This is a genomic window from Methanobacterium alkalithermotolerans, assembly GCF_018141185.1.
In the GTDB taxonomy this organism is placed as follows: Archaea; Methanobacteriota; Methanobacteria; order Methanobacteriales; family Methanobacteriaceae; genus Methanobacterium_F; species Methanobacterium_F alkalithermotolerans.
Genome location: NZ_CP058560.1, coordinates 2,065,122 through 2,083,354 on the forward strand (window position 1 = coordinate 2,065,122; position 18,233 = coordinate 2,083,354).

An 18,233-nucleotide genomic window follows, 5' to 3' on the forward strand; every position below is an offset into this window, starting at 1 on the left:
ATAATAGAAAGAGTTAAATAAAAAATTTAAAATCTTCTATTCTAAAGTAGGATAATTGGGACTTTCATTGGTAATGAGCAGGTCGTGGGGATGACTTTCTTTAATCCCACTGGATGTAATGCGTACCAGTTTGGCTTTTTTTTGCATGGACTTTATATCCTGAGCACCACAATAACCCATGGAAGCTTTAAGTCCTCCCACCAATTGGAAAACCATTTCACTAACCGAGCCCCGGTAGGGTACCACACCTTCTACTCCTTCTGGTACCAGTTTAGAATGCTTCATAGGGCCTTTTACCTCCTGGAAGTACCGATCAGTACCGGCACCGGTTCCACCGGTCATGGCCCCCAGGGATCCCATACCCCGGTATTGCTTATATTTCCTTCCATTCATAACCACTACTTCTCCTGGTGCTTCATAGGTACCGGCAAGTAAATTACCCATCATTATAACATCAGCCCCTACAGCAATAGCCTTAGCTATGTCACCAGAGTAGCGTATACCTCCATCGGCAATAACTGGAACACCATATTCAGATGCTACTTCCGCAACCTCAGAAACAGCAGTTAATTGGGGAACCCCTATTCCGGATATTATACGTGTAGTACACATGGAACCGGGACCAATACCTACTTTCAAACCATCAACTTCCTGAGATAAGAGATCTTCTGCTGCTTCCCGGGTGGCAATGTTACCTACAATCAGATCGGCTTCTATATTTTTCTTCATGGTTTTTACATATTTTACTATGTTCATATTGTGACCATGGGCAGTATCAATAGCAATAATATCCACTCCTGATTTGTCCAGTGCTATAGCACGGTCCAGATCAAAAGGTCCAGTTGCTGCAGCCACAATAAAACGTCCTTTTTTATCACGGCAAGCATTGGGATGTTTTTTGCGTTCGAGTATGTCTTTAATGGTTACTATGCCCATTATTTTTCCTTCACGAACAACAGGTAAACGTTCCACTTTATTTTCATATGCAATATCCAGGGCTTCACCAGGGGTGATGGACTCATCTACAGTGACCACGTCACTGGTCATGATTTCTCTAACTTTTTTATGGGAATCAGAGTTAATTATGGGTTTAATATCCCGGCGACTTATAATTCCAATAACCACTTCATCTTCAACTACAGGCATACCACTGACCATTTCCTGATCCATTATAGACTGGGCCTCTTTAAGTGATGATTCAGGATTAATGGTAATTACATCATGAATAGCAAGGTCTCCTGATTTTTTGACCTGCTTTACTTGTTTTACCTGCTCTTTTATGGTCATGTTCCTGTGAATTACTCCCATTCCACCTTCCTGAGCCAGTGTGATGGCCATATCAGATTCTGTTACAGTATCCATTGCAGAACTAATAAGGGGAATATTCAATTCAAAATTTCTGGAAACCATGCTTTTGGTTGAAACATCTTTGGGTTCCACTTCTGATGCTCCAGGGAGGATTAGAAAGTCATCAAAAGTATAACCTACTGGAGCTTCTTTTAATTTTTTAGAATACATTAAAACACCTCAGAACCTGTATTTTTTCTAATTATAATTTTTTATTTTTATTAAAATTCACTAATTTCAACTTGTGCCGGGTATTTATAAAAAAACTATAAAATAGGGATTTTTATAAAACTAAAAATCAGCAATCATCTCTTTTAGTTCTCTAACTGCACTTCTATGGATTTTTCCTGAGTTTCTATCTCCACCAGTACAGGCAGCTCCTCTTATACCTACCACATCGCATCCTATGTCATACAATGGTTTTAATTGCTCTTTTTTTACAGAACCGGCCAGTGCGGACTTTAAACCGTAATCGTGAATTTCACTTACAAATTTCTGCAACTGGTCCATATCCATAAAATCAAGGAGTGTTTTACCGTCCTTTACCGCAGTATCCACCATGGCCAAATCTGCTCCTGAATCTGCTGCGACTTTAGGAATTTCCATAGGATCCACTGCACCCACCCTATGGGCATCGGCATAACCAGAAGCCACCACCACTGCTTGGGGACTATTTTTTCTTATGGTCTTTACCACATTCTCCATTACTTCCAGTGCTTCATCATAGTTGGAGGTACCATAAAGACCTACTTTAATGTAATCTGCTCCTGAAACGAGAGCCCCCATGGCAGCTAATGAAACAGTGCCTGGCTTATAGGGAACATCTCCCAGAGTGGCACTAACCATCATATCTTCGGGGGTCATTTCTCTAACTTCTTGAATTATCCAGGGGAAATTAGCACCTAATGATCCTTCCTTTGGATTTTTAACGTCAATTATATCTGCACCGCCTTCAATGGCTTCCAGTGCTTCTTGGGTATTAATGGGACTTATCAGTAGAAGCAATTCATATTCCTCCTCTTTTATAGAAAAAAACCATTTGTATTATTAATTTAGTAAACAGTTTTACCATACTAAATATTATAATCAAAATGATGCTTTAAAATCTTAAAATATACCTTCTTTATTTTTACTAATTTTAAATTAATATTTTTTTTAGTATATGCCTCTGGGATTATAAAAACTTTTAGATATTTAATTTACTCATTCTAATTTCCTAAAAAAACACAATTTTGAAACTTAAATTAATTATATGCGGTTATACCCATTAACCTATTATATTTTTAAAAAGGAGATCCTTTCTTCTTAATAGATTTAAAGATTTTAAGATGTTCTTTTGGTGAAAAACCAGTATTTTTACTTTCTTTGCGTATTTTCTCCATAATTTCATTGGTAGGAGTTTTTACCGGACACTCCAAAGTACACAAACCACATAAAGTACACATATAAAGCCCGGAACTAATGCTGGTTTCTTCATCCTGCAAAAAACGACTCATAGCTACTCCTCGACCTCCTAAATAACCACGATAACCAAATTCATTACCTAAAACATTGTAAACCGGGCAGGATACAATGCAACTACCACAACCAATACACCACAGACATTCTTCCAGGGCCTCCTGACGACCGTTATCCAGCATGATAACCACTACTTTTCGTGCTCCATACATATCTTCCAGGAGCTTTTTTTCAATATCTGCAGTTTTGGATGGTCCGGATATAACATTAATGTAGGAAGGCAGAGCTGTACCGGTGGCATAGGCTGTCTCCAGCTTCACCACAGATATAGCATCTTCAATAGTTTCCACCAGTTTATCCACCCCCACCACTACGATGTGGGTATCCATTAAAGATAATAAGGATATGTTTCCCTCGTTATGTACCATTATCAGGGATCCATCTTCTGCTGCTACTGAATTTGCACCGGTTATGCCAATTTTACAACTTTTTAACTCTTCTAATACATTACTTCTAACCAGTTCCATTATAGCCCGGGGATCTGCTTTTACCTTTACCTTTAATGATTCGGAAATTATTTCTGCAATTTTATCCACCTTAAGGTGCAATGCCGGACCTATGGGGTGTGATGGTTTATTATCATCTACTTTTAACTGGATTATCCTATCTCCTAAATCGGTTTCCACCAGATGGATTTTTTTCTTTTTTAAATAATCAGAAAGACCTAATTCATTCAGAGTATTTGATTTTGATTTAGCCACTATCTTCTCATTTTTAATCAAATCATAAATTAAATCTAAAGCTTGATGTGAGTCTTCAGCATATAAAAATTCCATACCATTATTTTTGAAATTTTCCCGGGCAGTTTCCACCATGGCGGGGATTTTCTTTACAGATTCTTTTCTAATATTTTTAACTCTTTCCTGGAGTTTAATTATGCGGGGGTCCTGCATTAAATCTATTCTACGTTCCTCCATTAACTTAAATGAACTTCGCATAGTTTTTAGTTCATTTTCTTTCATGGTTTACCCCCTCTAAAAACAATAATATGAATTCAGATAGATCCCATACTTCCTGGCCTTGATTACTCAAGTTCAATTTACAAAAAGGACAGGAAGTTGTTATCAAATCCGATCCTGTTTTTTCGATTTCTTTTATTTTTTCCCGGGCTATTTTGTCAGATAAATCAGAATAAGCAGATTTAACCCCTCCTCCTGATCCACAACATCTGGATTTTTCATGGTGATGTTCCATTTCCACCAGTTCCCCCACATTTCTAATAATGTTACGGGGAGCTTCAAATTCACCTAAATGTCTTCCCAGATGGCAGGGGTCGTGATAAGTAATTTTATCCTGGGATTTTTTGAGTTTTATCTTTTTTTGACTTATCAGTTCATGGAATAACTGACTGGTGTGTATGACATCCAATTCCACTCCTAAAATTTCTTTATAATCCATTTTAAGGCTGCGGTAGCATCCTCCACAGGATGCCAGTATGGTCTGATTTTTAAATTTTTTTATATTTTTTTCCATCAATTTTTGAGCATCCTCACCATACCCGGTGCGCAGGAGCACTGAACCACAGCATTCTTCCTCATCTAAATACTCAAAATCAACTCCTGCATTATTTAAGATAGTTTCGGTGGCATCACCAATTTCTTTAACTTTTAAACGAGCTACACAGCCTCTAAAATATATCATAATAATTGCACCTTATTCTAATTTAAAGGGTATGCTAAATAAAATCCCGGGAATTAATTTTATTATTTAGCTATAAATTATCCCTTCTTATTATATTCTTCATACAAGTTAGTGTAGTGATATTCCAGTTTTTCCCCTACACTTTCCCCTTTATATTCCTGATATTGTTTCTGGCCTTCTTCTTTTAGACGGATGTAGATTTCTTTATTTTCCAATAGAACTTTTATTTTATCTGCCAGGTCTTGAGGGTCCTGGACATTAAAAAATAATCCTCCCTTATTATCACTGGCTTCCATAATTGGTTCTATGTTTGATGCTACAAAAGGGACTCCACAACCCATAGCTTCTACAATAACCAGCCCAAATCCTTCTACTTTGCTGGGAAGGCAGAACAAGTGGGAAGATTTTATAATACGTAATACATCTTCGTGTTTTTCTATAAAACCACAAAATTTAATCTTTTTTTGCAAATCGAATTTTTCCACCAATTTTTGGAGATGACTCTCCTGAGGCCCGGTTCCCACTATATTGCACCTTAAGGAGGGATAGTCTTTATTTAGAATATGGAGAGCATAAATCAAGTCTTCCACTCGTTTATATTCAACCAGGCGAGAAACACAGGATATGGTTATTTCCGGATATTTTTCTACTTCAAATGGGGGAAATTCAACTATATTGGGGACAACTGCTATTTTTTCACCAGAGAAATGTTTTTCCAGTTTTCTCCGGGTGAAAAAAGAAACGGCCACAATAAGATCAAATTTGCGGGATAAGGTATACCTCTCCAGAATCTCTCCAGTAATACCTGCTAAACCTACATTTTTTATCCATTCACCAATCCATACATCATGATATCTGGCTACTGAAGGAATATTTAACTTTTTTCCAATTTTCCATGCCACAGGATGGGTTATGAAATTATAACCCACCACCAGGTCAACTTCCATTTTGATACCCTCCTGGTATGCGGCATACATAAAAGATAATCTGTCTCTAAATAAACCGGATTGCCCATAGGATCTCTTTCTACCACAACCCTTTACTTTTATACCTTTAATTTCATATTCAGATGACATTCCATCTGTTAGTGAAGTTAAAACTATCATTTCGTGATTTTTTGAAAGCTGTAAAGCTTCATTAAAGGCGGTGGCTTCTGCACCACCTTTAACTTCCAGACTTTCAGTTTTAGGAAAATATTCAGTGACAAAACAGATTTTCATATTTTTATCCCATTATTCGCCGCTTTATCATATATGTGGCCTGAATGATTTTAATAAAAAACTATTCATGATTATTAGTTAGTTTATTCTTTTTTAGAGGAGGATATTTCTATTTTTTCTATTATTGATTCTATTTTTTCGTTTTTTATGGCTATTTCCCTTACTAATTGAGATATATCTGATTCTAAACGTTCTATCATGGTGTAAATCTTGAATATAAGATAATAACATCCAATTAATCCTAATATTATAATAAAATCAAGTCCCCTGCCTATACCAAAGATATTAGCAAAAATAGTTGTTTCCTGGGGGAAAAAAGAAATCAAGATTACCATTATCCAAATAATAATCCAGAATAATAACATTCGGGGTGAAGTCCTTCCTTCTCTAAAACGGATAATGCTTAATATTATACCTATGAGGGCAATTAATCCTGCTATGTAGGGATATATCATTTAAAACACCTTTTTTCTATCAGATTAATTCCATTTATAATTTTTAAAATTATTAAAATTTTTTAAATACATCCAGTATCATTTTGAATAATATTTCCAGACCAATAGAGGTATTTGTACCTTTTGAAAGGGAGTAATCAGTGTATATGGTCTTTATAGGTATTTCCACCATTTTTAATCTGTGATTTTTAATTTCCCTTATTATTTCTGAGGAAACACCATAACCCCGGTAATGGAGACGTAATAAACGTGCTGATTTTTTATTCAGGGCCCTTAGACCTGATTGGGAATCACTGACCTTTTCCCGGTAAAATATAAAGGTCAGAGTATTCATTATCTGGTTTCCCATTTTTTTAAATAGAGGCATATGATCAAAATCCCTCACACCTAAAACCACATCGGCCTGATTCTTTTTAAGGGGTATTAATATGTTTTTTATATCCTCCGGGTCATGCTGGCAGTCGGCATCAAAAGTTACCATGTATTCTGCCCCATGATTCAGGGCACAATCCATCCCGGTTTTTAAAGCTGCCCCTAAACCCTGGTTAATTAAATGCTGGCACACAAAAATCTGTTCAGGGAAATCTTTTCTAGCTTTAGAAATTATAGAATGAGTATTATCACTTGATCCATCATCAACCACCACTACCCGGTAACCCCTTTTAATCAAATGGTTCAATACCCTCCCCACGGTTTTTTCTTCATTATAAGCTGGTACCACAATGAAGGTTTTATAAGAAAATTTCCATGAGGGACCTATATGTTTCCCCTTGGATTGAACCACTTTTCTATCTCCTGCTATAATATTAGAGTTACCCATGTTATCCTCAACGAAATATAAAAAATCTTATTAATTATCTGTGCTGGAGGTGAGTATTATGGTGAGGGAATACTTACCGGGAATGATATAAATCCCGGGCTAGAATGGCCACTCTTTTTCCTAAATTCCTGGAAGTTTCCATACCTACCTCATCTTCCTGGCAGGCTGTTTTTTCCCCACCCACACCTGTTCCGCCGTAATGGGCAGTAGGGTTACCATCACCTACCACTATCCCGTCATGAATCAGGAAAAAATCATGAATAGCAGAACAGGTTGTTTCCTGACCTCCGTTTCTTGCTGCACCCACTGCAATAGCACCACAAACCTTATCTTTTAGCTGAAAATTTCTTCTAAGAGGTCGGGAGCGATCCATTAACATTTTGGTCTGGGCAGTTATGGTTCCAAAATAAACCGGGCTACCTATAATTATCCCCTGGGAAGTGGAAATTTTTTGGAGTATATCTTCCATATCATCTTCAATGGAACACTTTCCAGTTTTTTTACAAATCTCGCAGGCAATGCAGGGATTTATATTGGATTTACCTAGAAATATAATTTCAGTTTCAGCTCCTTCTTTTTCTGCAGCTTCCAAGGCCTTTTCAACTAAAAAGGAAGTATTGCCTTTTCGGGGGCTGCCTACAATTCCGGTTATTTTCACCATTTAAATTCCTCCTTAATCATAATATTCCATCAAATTATTAAAGAGGCCCTACATCAGGTTTACCCTCTCTCATACCCATACCCGCTTCTTTTTGGAGTTTATCCGGTTTGAATATCATTTTTATCAGGTTTTGAGCATGTTCTCTGGCCCGGTTTTCTGCCAGTATCTTTAACTCCCGGGGGTCAGCTTCCTCGTCTTCGTGTACAAAAACTTCCAGTATATGGGTACTGGTCATAAGCTGGGCCTGTATTAATCCGGTGGATGCTTCATGGGCACACATTTTATCTTTTTCTTCTGGACCTGGCATTCCCAGTGCTAAAACTATTTCACAGTTTTCTTCTTCAATTAATTTTTTGCAGGCTACAGGTAGATCTTTTATTCCCGGGACTGTTCTTCGCTTAATTTTTAAATTCCCCATGTGCATCTTCATTTCATCAATTGAAGCAGCTCCCATATCAAAACGAGCAAAAGTGGTATCACAAACACCTATTATTTTCATTTTATCACCTGATAAATCTTTTTTTCAGAGAATATGGAATTGTTGATTATTTTTTCTCTTCCAGATAATTTACTAAACGGTTTCGGGCTTCACCAATGGTCAGGGGATATGGTTCTGAAAAGGGTAACTGGTCCTCTTTTTTGAGTATCTCCATGAGATGAGCAATTCGGGGAAGTCTTAAATTGGCACCCCTTATGGTCTCCACGTCTTCAAATACCTGGTGAGCAGTTCCCTGTTTGATTATTTTTCCACCACTTATGATAAATATCTCCTCGGCATAAAGTGGAACCAGATCCACGTCATGGGTGGAAATGATTATGGTCATTCCCTCTTGGTTAAGATGGTATAATAATTTTAGTATTTGAGAAGCCCCTTTAGGGTCCAGACCACTGGTAGGTTCATCCAGGACCATTATATCCGGGTGCATGGCCAGTATCCCGGCAATGGCCACTCTCTTTTTTTGACCACCACTCAAATGATGAGGGGGTTTATTTTCATATCCCACCATACCTACTTTTTCTAATGCACTGGAAACCCTTTTATCCACTTCTTCTGAATCTAAACCAAGATTTAAAGGGCCAAAAGCCACGTCTTCTACCACTGTAGGGGCAAAAAGCTGATCATCAGGATTCTGGAAAACTATGCCCACTTTTTGACGCACTCTCATTAAACCATCCTTTTTATAGTCCAGAGTCTGGTTTTCAACTTTAATCTCTCCTGATGATGGGCGCAAAATTCCATTGAAGTGTAAAAATAGAGTGGATTTGCCGGCACCATTGGGCCCTAGTAGTGCTACTATTTTACCTTTTTTTACCTTAAAATTCACATTTTTCAGGGCTTGGGTGCCGTCAGGATAGTTATAATTGATATCTATTGCTTGGATAATATTCATGGCCTCACCAGAAAATTAGAATGATAATTCAATATTTTAATATAATTAAATCTTAATTGGGTTTTATTAATAATATCTTTAACCCCTTAATTAAATTAATTTTAATCTGTAAAGTGGATCTTGATTTAACCCTTTAATTAAATTAATTTTAATCCGCTGGTTAAATATAATCCCAAAATAAGACTTAATTCAAAAAATATTAACATTAAAATATGTTTTAAGGTTAAAGAAGAGTATTTATTCAGGCTTCGTAGTTCACCCTGATAACAGCGCGATTCCATGGCCAGATGCACTTTTTCTCCTTTAAACCAGGATTTAATAAATAAATTACTGGCTAAAAGACCCAGGGAATGGTAAGAATTTTTCAGACCATTATACCCTAATCGGGTTTGCTGGGCATGGTACATTCTATCTGATTCATCAATAAAGATAAAAATACTACGATACATCAAAAGGGCCAGTTCAATAAATATATCCGGGATTTTCAATTTATGCAACTGGGAGAATATATCATTTAGGGGTGTGGTAAGGGTTAAAAATCCCAGACAGGCAAAGCTTCCCACCATACGACTAAAAACCAGGAAACCTAAATTTAAACCATCCTGATAGATGGTCAAACCTCCAATTCCTGTGGCAAAAAGAGGTTGAGTTCCAAAAAAGAAGGCCATAAAAAGCAAGGTTAAAGCTCCAAATCCCAGAGGCACTCCTATAAATTTCAAATAGAAACGCCAGGGTATATGTGCCTTGAAAATTATAATTGAAGACATTATTAATGCTATTAAAAAAGGAATAAATGGTTTTTGAGATATTAAGCAGATTATCAGGGTTAAAATTCCCAATAATATTTTAAATTGAGGATTATAATCACTCAACTTATTATTATGGGCATGATAATCTATGGAAATATTCACTCAAAATCACCAGTTTTTAGATTCAAATTATTTATGGGGTCTTTTTTTTACCTTTTCCCCTGTAGTATCCGAAGAAATATCCAATTATAAGGGCTCCAATTGCTGCTTGCAGAGAAAAAAATAAACTTTCTATTTCGCCACTAGGGGGCTCCCATAATGGTTCAAACCATGGTTCGTAACCTGTTTCTTCTACTGCTTCAGCTGCTGCACCATCTGCACCACCAAAATAACCATCATCTTCTCCTAAACCTCCATAAAGGGCTAAAGGGATTATGGCTATTATGGCAACTGTTATTAACATGATTATATGTCTATTTTCCATATCAAAATCTCCTTACTTACTGGCTTCAATTATTGGATCTTCAACTGATTTAATTTTGAATATGTTGAGCCTTTCAAAGATATCCGGTCTGATTTGTATGATTTTTTCGATTATTACTACAGTTAAAAGGCCTTCTGCTATGGCTAATGGAATCTGGGTTACGGCAAATATTAGCATGAAATTGCTTATTGCTGCTCCAAAGCTGGGCAGGGGAAATGCCAGTGATAATTGCAGGGCAGTGGTAACATAGGTCATTAAATTTCCAAAAAAGGCAGCTAGAAATACACTAATGGAAAGGGGGAGTCCTGCGTTTTGAGAACCACGGTATATTAACCATGCAAAAAGTGGCCCTATAATTCCCATAGAAAAAATATTGGCACCCAGGGTACTGATTCCTCCGTGTGCCAGTAAAAGTGCCTGAAATATCAATACTAAAGTTGCTAAAACTGAAGCTACTGCTGGACCAAATAATATGGCTGCCAGACCATTCCCGGTAGGATGGGAACAGCTACCAGTAACTGAAGGAAGTTTTAAAGCAGATAATACAAACATAAATGCTCCACTAACAGCTAACAATGGTTTAGATTCAGGGAATTCCTGTGTGATTTTTTTAATCCTGAATATTCCATATATTACCACGGGAATTGATAATAAATACCATAAAATGCTCCATTCTGGTGGCAGAAATCCTTCCATAATATGCATAATTTATCCTCTCACATCTTTTTTTTTAAGTTTATCTGATTATCGTTAAATTAAACTTGAATAAAATACCTTATATATGTTTTTATTTTTTTAAAGGCTATTTAATTTTTATTAAACTTAACTTGATTTAAGCTAATATAATTCTCATTTAAAAATTAATAAAAAAAATTAATCCTACCTTTTGGGGCGTTTAACTGTTATAGGGGCATAACTAATATAACCCTTAAAACCTAATTTTTTAATATGAATGTGAAAAACAGGATCATACTGGCCATGGATTTAATGGATTTGGATCAGGCTATTAGTGTAACTGAACAGGTATCTGATTATATTGATACTATCAAGATAGGATATCCTCTGGCACTCTCCCAGGGCTTATCATGTTTTTCTAAATTTAAGGAAAATTTTTCATTTAATATTATAGCTGATTTTAAGGTAGCAGATATACCTCCCACCAATGAAAAAATCACCAGGGTTACCCTGGATGCCGGGGCAGATGCTATTATTGTGCATGGTATGGTAGGGGATGATAGTGCCCGGGCCTGTCAGGAAGTAGCAGAAAATAGAGGCAAAGAAATAATTTTGCTAACTGAAATGTCCCATCCTGGGGCTGAAAAGTTTATAAAACCATTATCAGAGGATATAGCTCGTATGGGTGTGGAATTAGGGATAACAAACTATGTGGCACCTTCTACCCGGTTAGACCGGTTGGAAAAAATAAGAAAGCTGGTGGGAGATGACTCGTTTATTATTTCACCTGGAGTAGGGACCCAGGGGGGAGACCCTAAAGAAACCTTAAAATACGCCGATGCTATTATTGTAGGAAGATCCATTTACAATGCCAAAGAACCAGAAAACGCAGTAATGGAAATTTTAGATGGCATAAAATAACTATAAAGTTTCTTTTTACTTAAAGATCCAGAATATTCCTTAAACAACCTATTTCATCCTTTTTTTATCAAAATCTACTTAAGATGTAATATGATTTGAGTATTATATTTTCCTGTAGGGAATTAATTAGGTTTAAGGTTGTATATCCCCTGATAAATCCTACTAAAAGAGTATCCGCTTAATTCATAGGATACTTCAAATAATATGAAGTAAAAAATGGTTGAAATACTTAAAAAATCAATATATGGCAGAGATAAACCAGTTAAACTTTGTATATATCCTCCTAATCCCAGTAAAACTATAACTACCTTTAAAGTAAACCGGTATTTAAAGAAAAAATTCCAGAAACGGTATTTTTCTAAATCAGGATTATCATTACCAATTTCATCCAGATAGGCACCCAGAGAACAAATCAGCAGGGTGGGAATACTTAAAAAAGGCAGGCCAAAAATCAGGGTAATGGATACAAAGGCCAGCAGGGTCAGGATATGGTGCACACCATCTATTTTTTTAGATAATAATGTACCTATAAGTATGGCAAAAAAGATATAGGCTGCATCAAGGTTACTAACAGCTAAAATACCAATTAAAACACCGCAAAGTATTCCAGTAATTATTGCCAACTTTTTATCTAAACGCTCATCAAAGGCATCATCAGAAAACTTCATCAAAAATCCAGATAATGAGTAGAATAAAGCCAGTATATAATATTCCAATGATTAACCTCCTTTTATTTATTTTTCAATAGAAAGATCCAGGGCACCGGCCAGTATCAGGGGGAAGATGATTGTAGCATCTCCTATTACACTGACCAGATTAGAACCAGCCCGGGCTTTAGCCCAGGACTTGGCTTCTTCTAAGGGAGCTCCACTTAAACTTCCTCCTTCACTGCGATCCATTGTAATTTGTATGGCGGCGTCTACTCCTCCTTTTAATAAATTAGAAGCAAGAGTGTAATGTTTAGGCAACCCTCCTCCTAAAATCACCGCACCTACTTTTTCAGATTGAAAAACAATGTCGGAGAGATGGCTCATATCGGCTACTGCATCCAGTATAAATTCGCTATTCTGGGTAAACATCCATAACTGAAGCCCCAGCATGCTGTCAACTATACCGGGAGCATAAATTGGCACTCCTTTTAAATGGGCATTTCTAATAATGGAGTCTTCGTCCTGAATTCGGGCCCCTATTTCATATATTAATCCCTGGATAGATGAAACATTTTTTTTATGTGCTATTTCATCTAAAATAAGCGTGATTTCTTTTTCAAAAATTTCAAAATCTTCTGAACGAGTATAAATATCTCCTATGCGCCCCATTCCAGATTCATGAAGTTTTTCATCATCAAATCCATAATCCCGGTAATGATTACCTCCAAAGGATTCTAAAAGATCATGAGTTAAATTCGCTCCACTGGTTATAAGTACATCGATATGCCCCTTTTTTATTAAATCAACCACAATATCCCTCATACCTCCTGGAACAAGTGGTCCTGCTATACTAAAAAATATTTTCATATCGGGATCTTTTAACATTTTTGAGAGTAATTCGGTTGCCCGGTATGTTCTACCTGCACCTAAGACACCTGAATTTCCCATTTCTTTTATTAAATCCGATACTTTCATGTCTTCTGTAATTTTTATAGGATTAACTCTCAAAATGGCACATCCATAAATAGTAGAATTAATTTTATGAATTTATAATTAAAATAAAAAAGTTACTTCAAGCCAGCAATTTTATCCAGCAGATCTGTTCTGGTAACGATTCCTACAGGTTTTCTATCAGCATCAGTTACTATTAACCGCCCAATTTTCTTTTTAGTCATTATTTCTATGGCTTCGGCAATCATCACGTTTCCCTGCACTGTAATAATTTTTCGGGACATGATATTTTTTACCTTATCCCTGGTTTTATCCTGGGCAATGGCCCGGGTAATATCACTTAAGGTTAATATGCCTACCACTCTTTTTTCATTATCCAGCACCGGGGCACCTTCAATGTCTCTGGTTGATAAAATTTCTGCAGCATGTTTAATATCGTTATCCACATCAAGGGTAATTAAATTATGGGAGGCCACATCCAGGACAGTTTTTTTGGGTATGCTGCGTATGCTGGTGGTATCCAGAAGGAGAATATTATCCATATCATCCCTTCCCACCACTACTCCATTAACTACCAGTTTATTCACTGGTGTGGGGCCTATTCTAATTCTATCTCCTAAATCAAGCTGTTTAATATTACCCAGGGCTTTAATAGCTGCTTCACATTCTCCGGGATGAGGTATGCTGGTAAATTCAATTTTAGCAACTGAAATATCTTCCAGCTTTTCTCCTTTCATATATATTGGTACCTGGGCTTCATTATCTGTTGCAGAAATATTCAGGGTATGATAAGCTTCAATGGTTGGTTTATATCCTCCTCGAGGACCAGGAACACCTTTGACTAATCCCAAACTTCGCAAGGACTGCATCTGGTTTCTGATGGTCCCCGGGTTGCGGTTCATCATTTCGGCAATTTCTTCACCTTTAATGGACTTACCCTTTGAATTACGATAGAGGTTAATCAAACTTTGCAAGATCTCTTTTTGAACGGATGTGAGCATATACTTCACCTGATTTAGTATATTTATTGTGAATAATAATTATAATTATTTTTATTTATTTTATTCTTATTATCATATAAAATATAATAGCTTTTAATTTTCGTAAATAGCCTGCTTAGTTTTTTTTTTAATAATAAAATTATGGCAGGGTTTTTAAAAAAATAGTCTTATCGATTTAACTAAATTTCTGGAGTCTATTTTTACAGTTTTCCTTAAACGGATATTATAATCCGACTCAAAGATTCCAAAATAGATCTCAAAAATATTTTCAGAAAATCTAAAAATAGTTTTTAAAATAATTATAAATTTAATATTTTTTATAAAGGTAAGGGTGTTTATTTTGGGGGTATGAAAAATACAAACCAGGCAAACCAGGCTATCCATATACTTTCTAATAAATCTCCATTTATTATCCCTATAATTCCTCTTATTCCTAATAATCCTAAAAATCCCAGAGGCCAGTTTTTTCTCATTTTATTCATTTTTTATAACTCCTATTAGCACTTATAAATTAATATATCTTTTTTCATTTCAAATTTATGGTTTCAAAACTTTTTAAGCAGCAAAATCATACTATTTATAATAAATCACATAGGAAAATAACAGGAGATTTAATGATAAACAATGTTTTTGGACTGGCAGTAAGGGTACTGCTTAGTGATGAAGAAGGTAAAATACTCATACTCAAAAGATCCACCCATTCTAAAACTAATCCTGGAAAATGGGAACTTCCCGGAGGTAAAGTAGACCAGGGGGAATCATTTGATCAGGCTTTAATAAGAGAGGTTTTTGAAGAAACTAAACTTAAAATATATCTGGAACATGTAGTGGGAGTTTCAGAACAGAACCTGCACCTTATCCGGGCTGTTCACATTATCATGTCTGGAAAGGTAATGGATGGAGAACTTACTCTAAGTAAGGAACATGAAGGATATGCCTGGGTATACTTTGAAAATTTGCCAGAGTATCCCCTGGCGGACTGGCTGCAATATTTTGTAAATCAACAAATGCAACTAATAAAACAGGAACAAGCAGATAATAATGATAATCCATCTTCTAAATCACTCGAACCCTGGTTAAATTCATTGAAAGATTCCCTGGATAAATTTAGAAAGAATTAACACATTAAAACTGGAATTATGTTTATATCATCTTTATGTACAAATTCTGAATAAAATTCAAATGGCCCTATTTTAGAGTGAATCAGATTTTAATTGAATTATTATAGGGATTTAATGGAGATTAATTGATTTAAATTGGTTATACTTTATTTTATTTTCCAGATTATGCACCTTTTTACGTACTTTTAAAATCTGATCAGGATTGGTAGAGATAGTGCTGATACCATATTCTACCATTTTAGTGATGATGCCTTCATCTGTGGCGGCATGCCCACAAATAGCACACTCTATCCCTTTTTTATTGCACTTTCCAATGGTCATTTCCACCATTTTTAATACCGCCGGATGCATTAAATCAAAATGTCGGGCCACCTTTAATCCTCGCCGATCCAGTGCGAGAGTACACATGGTCAAATCACTCATTCCAATGGATACAAAATCTATGCCTTTTTTTATAAAATCATCCAGGGTAAAAACAACAGAAGGAGTCTCCACACTTATTCCCACCGGTAAATCCTGGTGGGGATTAAGGCCGGATTGTTTTAGTATCCTCTTTGTGGATTCATATTCGCTAAAATCTCTTAAAAAAGGAATTTTAAGCCCAATATTATCATAACCCTCTTCTAATAAGATTTTAATGGCGTCAAATTGAGCCTTTAATAATTGAACATTTTTAAGATCTTTGTAAATTCCCCTTAAACCTAAAAGAGGATTTGCTTCTTTTGGTTCAACTTCCCCTCCTTCCAGGTTCCTCATTTCATCACTTGTAATATCAAAGGTTCTAAACCAAACCGGTTTAGGATAAAATGCATCCACAATACTCCTTACTCCCTTGGATAAAACTTCACTTAACCGACCCTCTTTTAAAAGAAGAGAAGGATGTTTCCGGGTGCGGTTTATTATTATCTCGGTACGAATAGAACCTACACCATCTGCCAGAGGAGCAGATTGGGAGGCCAGTTCGGGAATATTAATATTAACTTTTATACTGGTAGCCGGGTTATGAAATTCCATTAATTCTCCAGAGTCATGAATTTCGATAAATCCCTCATAAACCTTACCACTAAAGCCATCAACTGTAATAAGTAATCCATCCTCCAGTATTTCTGTGGCGTTTTCACATCCCACAATACAGGGAATTCGAAGCTCTCTTAAGGTAATGGCAATGTGGCTGGTAATTCCACCATAATCTGTTATAACCCCACCTGCTTTTTGGAGAGAGGAAATCATGTCCCGGGAAGCCCGGCTAATTACTACTATTTCGCCTGCTTTTATTTTCAGAGTATCCTTAAAACTACTGACCTTACGTACCTTACCCACACCAATATAAGAACTGCTACCAATCCCTTTAATAAGTTCCATATATATGATTATGTTCCTTAAGTTATAGAATATTTATCCAGCTTAAGAAAATAGAACCCTTTTCTTATTCTAATTTACTTAAAGATTTTCATAGAAATAATAGTAAATACATATAAAGCTGGGACTCAAAACAAATATTTAAGCATGCGACATGAATGTCTGCCCATAGAATATCAGTAAATAAATGGTTGTGTAAATTATATGAATGCCAATGAGATGATTTTACCTCTGATTATTATATTGACAGGAATTGTTATCGGAACGGTATTAGAGTTAGTAGTATACCAAAAAATCAAAAAACTAGCGGTTAGTACCAATAATAACCTATTTAAAATCATAATAAATTCTTTCAGAGGTTTATTCATATTCTGTTTTAGTCTCACTGCTTTATATATCTCTATAAATCGTATGAACCTGCCTATTGATATTCTAATAATCACAGAACAGATTTTAACCATTGCCCTTATTTTAGTTTTCACCTGGTGGGTGGCTCGTTTGCTGGCTGGTTTTGTAAACTTATATACTCAGGACACCGAGGGTGTTCTACCGGCATCATCTCTTTTTGGGAACATTACCAGAATAATAGTTTTCATTTTAGGACTGCTGGTTATAATACAGTTTTTAGGAATTTCAATAACTCCCATGCTGACTGCTTTTGGTATTGGAGGTATAGCAGTAGCTTTAGCTCTGGAAGATACTCTTTCTAATATGTTTTCTGGAATAAATGTTATATCTTCACGTGAATTAAAAATAGGAGACTATATAATGTTAGATTCTGGTGAAGAAGGGTATGTTGAGGATATAACCTGGCGAAACACTACCATCAAGCCACTATCCAACAATAAGATTATTGTGCCCAACAATAAAATGGCCTCTTCCATAATAACCAACTACCACAAGGACCAGAAGGAGCTACTACTAAACGTACGGGTAGGAGTATCTTATGACAGTGACCTGGAAATGGTGGAAAGAATTACTCTGGAAGTTGCCAGGGAAGTTTTACATGATCTTAAATTTGCAGATGGTAATTTCGAACCATATCTACGATTTTCTGATTTTGATAATTCCAGTATCAAATTCAATGTATTTTTAAGTGCTAAGGAATTCGTAGAACAATACCCCTTAAAACACGAATTTATTAAGAGATTGCATAAAAGATACCAAAAAGAAGGTATTGAAATTCCTTTCCCTATACGTACGGTACATATGAAGAAATGATCCCCTATAAATTCAGGATAAATAAATAATAAATTAATCTTAACCTTA

The 18,233-nt window shown here is 35.9% G+C and carries 21 protein-coding genes; 3 read left to right on the forward strand and 18 right to left on the reverse strand.

Features of this window, described 5'->3' with window-relative positions; genetic code table 11:
• Nucleotides 1-36 precede the first annotated feature (36 nt).
• The 13 genes from guaB to cbiM all read right to left on the reverse strand — a co-directional run bounded on the left by guaB (nt 37) and on the right by cbiM (nt 10,991).
• Nucleotides 37-1,518, reverse strand: a complete 1,482-nt coding sequence (gene guaB, locus HYG87_RS10380; RefSeq protein ID WP_211533087.1) for an IMP dehydrogenase — start codon at nt 1,516-1,518, stop codon at nt 37-39.
• 120 nt (nt 1,519-1,638) lie between these two features.
• Entirely contained in the window at nt 1,639-2,352 is a 714-nt protein-coding gene (locus HYG87_RS10385) for a (5-formylfuran-3-yl)methyl phosphate synthase (protein WP_211533088.1), read from the reverse strand.
• A 278-nt stretch (nt 2,353-2,630) separates the two neighbouring features.
• Nucleotides 2,631-3,827, reverse strand: coding sequence for an LUD domain-containing protein (locus tag HYG87_RS10390; protein ID WP_211533089.1), 1,197 nt, complete (start codon nt 3,825-3,827; stop codon nt 2,631-2,633).
• The gene (locus HYG87_RS10395) at nt 3,814-4,506 is read right to left on the reverse strand and encodes a (Fe-S)-binding protein (RefSeq protein WP_211533090.1); all 693 of its coding nucleotides are present in this window, start codon (nt 4,504-4,506) and stop codon (nt 3,814-3,816) included. Before HYG87_RS10395 ends, HYG87_RS10390 begins: the two co-directional genes overlap by 14 nt.
• A 77-nt stretch (nt 4,507-4,583) precedes the next feature.
• Nucleotides 4,584-5,726, reverse strand: a complete 1,143-nt coding sequence (locus HYG87_RS10400; protein ID WP_211533091.1) for a glycosyltransferase family 4 protein — start codon at nt 5,724-5,726, stop codon at nt 4,584-4,586.
• An 83-nt stretch (nt 5,727-5,809) separates the two neighbouring features.
• Entirely contained in the window at nt 5,810-6,181 is a 372-nt protein-coding gene (locus HYG87_RS10405) for a DUF2304 domain-containing protein (RefSeq protein ID WP_211533092.1), read from the reverse strand.
• A gap of 52 nt (nt 6,182-6,233) precedes the next feature.
• Nucleotides 6,234-7,001: a glycosyltransferase family 2 protein gene (locus HYG87_RS10410; RefSeq protein WP_211533093.1), complete on the reverse strand. Its 768-nt coding sequence runs from the start codon at nt 6,999-7,001 to the stop codon at nt 6,234-6,236.
• 73 nt (nt 7,002-7,074) lie between these two features.
• Complete coding sequence (locus HYG87_RS10415; RefSeq protein WP_211533094.1) at nt 7,075-7,662, reverse strand: flavodoxin family protein; 588 nt, start codon at nt 7,660-7,662, stop codon at nt 7,075-7,077.
• Between the two features lie 37 nt (nt 7,663-7,699).
• Nucleotides 7,700-8,161, reverse strand: coding sequence for a riboflavin synthase (gene ribC / locus HYG87_RS10420; RefSeq protein WP_211533095.1), 462 nt, complete (start codon nt 8,159-8,161; stop codon nt 7,700-7,702).
• Between the two features lie 46 nt (nt 8,162-8,207).
• Nucleotides 8,208-9,053, reverse strand: a complete 846-nt coding sequence (locus tag HYG87_RS10425; RefSeq protein WP_211533096.1) for an ATP-binding cassette domain-containing protein — start codon at nt 9,051-9,053, stop codon at nt 8,208-8,210.
• A gap of 137 nt (nt 9,054-9,190) precedes the next feature.
• The gene (gene cbiQ, locus HYG87_RS10430; RefSeq protein WP_211533097.1) at nt 9,191-9,964 is read right to left on the reverse strand and encodes a cobalt ECF transporter T component CbiQ; all 774 of its coding nucleotides are present in this window, start codon (nt 9,962-9,964) and stop codon (nt 9,191-9,193) included.
• Nucleotides 9,965-9,995: 31 nt separating this feature from the next.
• Entirely contained in the window at nt 9,996-10,286 is a 291-nt protein-coding gene (locus tag HYG87_RS10435; protein ID WP_211533098.1) for an energy-coupling factor ABC transporter substrate-binding protein, read from the reverse strand.
• Nucleotides 10,287-10,298: 12 nt separating this feature from the next.
• Complete coding sequence (gene cbiM / locus HYG87_RS10440; RefSeq protein WP_211533099.1) at nt 10,299-10,991, reverse strand: cobalt ECF transporter S component CbiM; 693 nt, start codon at nt 10,989-10,991, stop codon at nt 10,299-10,301.
• Between the two features lie 243 nt (nt 10,992-11,234).
• Here cbiM and pyrF point away from each other — a divergent pair, with 243 nt between their 5' ends.
• Complete coding sequence (pyrF, locus tag HYG87_RS10445; RefSeq protein ID WP_211533100.1) at nt 11,235-11,882, forward strand: orotidine-5'-phosphate decarboxylase; 648 nt, start codon at nt 11,235-11,237, stop codon at nt 11,880-11,882.
• Nucleotides 11,883-12,004: 122 nt separating this feature from the next.
• On the opposite strand, the gene HYG87_RS10450 is transcribed toward pyrF, so the two are convergent.
• From HYG87_RS10450 to HYG87_RS10465, 4 genes are all read right to left on the reverse strand, one after another.
• The gene (locus HYG87_RS10450; protein ID WP_211533101.1) at nt 12,005-12,598 is read right to left on the reverse strand and encodes a hypothetical protein; all 594 of its coding nucleotides are present in this window, start codon (nt 12,596-12,598) and stop codon (nt 12,005-12,007) included.
• Nucleotides 12,599-12,616: 18 nt separating this feature from the next.
• On the reverse strand, nt 12,617-13,540 hold the full coding sequence (locus HYG87_RS10455) for a deoxyhypusine synthase (RefSeq protein ID WP_211533102.1): 924 nt from the start codon (nt 13,538-13,540) through the stop codon (nt 12,617-12,619).
• Nucleotides 13,541-13,599: 59 nt separating this feature from the next.
• Nucleotides 13,600-14,484 carry a CBS domain-containing protein gene (locus HYG87_RS10460; RefSeq protein ID WP_211533103.1) on the reverse strand — a complete coding sequence of 295 codons (885 nt, stop codon included), beginning with the start codon at nt 14,482-14,484 and terminating at the stop codon, nt 13,600-13,602.
• A gap of 335 nt (nt 14,485-14,819) precedes the next feature.
• On the reverse strand, nt 14,820-14,966 hold the full coding sequence (locus tag HYG87_RS10465; protein ID WP_211533104.1) for a hypothetical protein: 147 nt from the start codon (nt 14,964-14,966) through the stop codon (nt 14,820-14,822).
• 132 nt (nt 14,967-15,098) lie between these two features.
• Between HYG87_RS10465 and HYG87_RS10470 the strand changes: the two genes are divergently transcribed.
• A complete protein-coding gene (locus HYG87_RS10470) occupies nt 15,099-15,605 on the forward strand; it encodes an NUDIX hydrolase (protein ID WP_211533105.1) in 507 nt (168 codons plus the stop codon).
• Nucleotides 15,606-15,716: 111 nt separating this feature from the next.
• On the opposite strand, the gene HYG87_RS10475 is transcribed toward HYG87_RS10470, so the two are convergent.
• Nucleotides 15,717-16,967 (reverse strand): putative PEP-binding protein, encoded by a 1,251-nt coding sequence (locus HYG87_RS10475; protein WP_211533106.1) that lies wholly within the window; start codon nt 16,965-16,967, stop codon nt 15,717-15,719.
• A 201-nt stretch (nt 16,968-17,168) separates the two neighbouring features.
• Here HYG87_RS10475 and HYG87_RS10480 point away from each other — a divergent pair, with 201 nt between their 5' ends.
• Nucleotides 17,169-18,185 (forward strand): mechanosensitive ion channel family protein, encoded by a 1,017-nt coding sequence (locus tag HYG87_RS10480; protein WP_211533107.1) that lies wholly within the window; start codon nt 17,169-17,171, stop codon nt 18,183-18,185.
• Nucleotides 18,186-18,233: the final 48 nt, after the last annotated feature.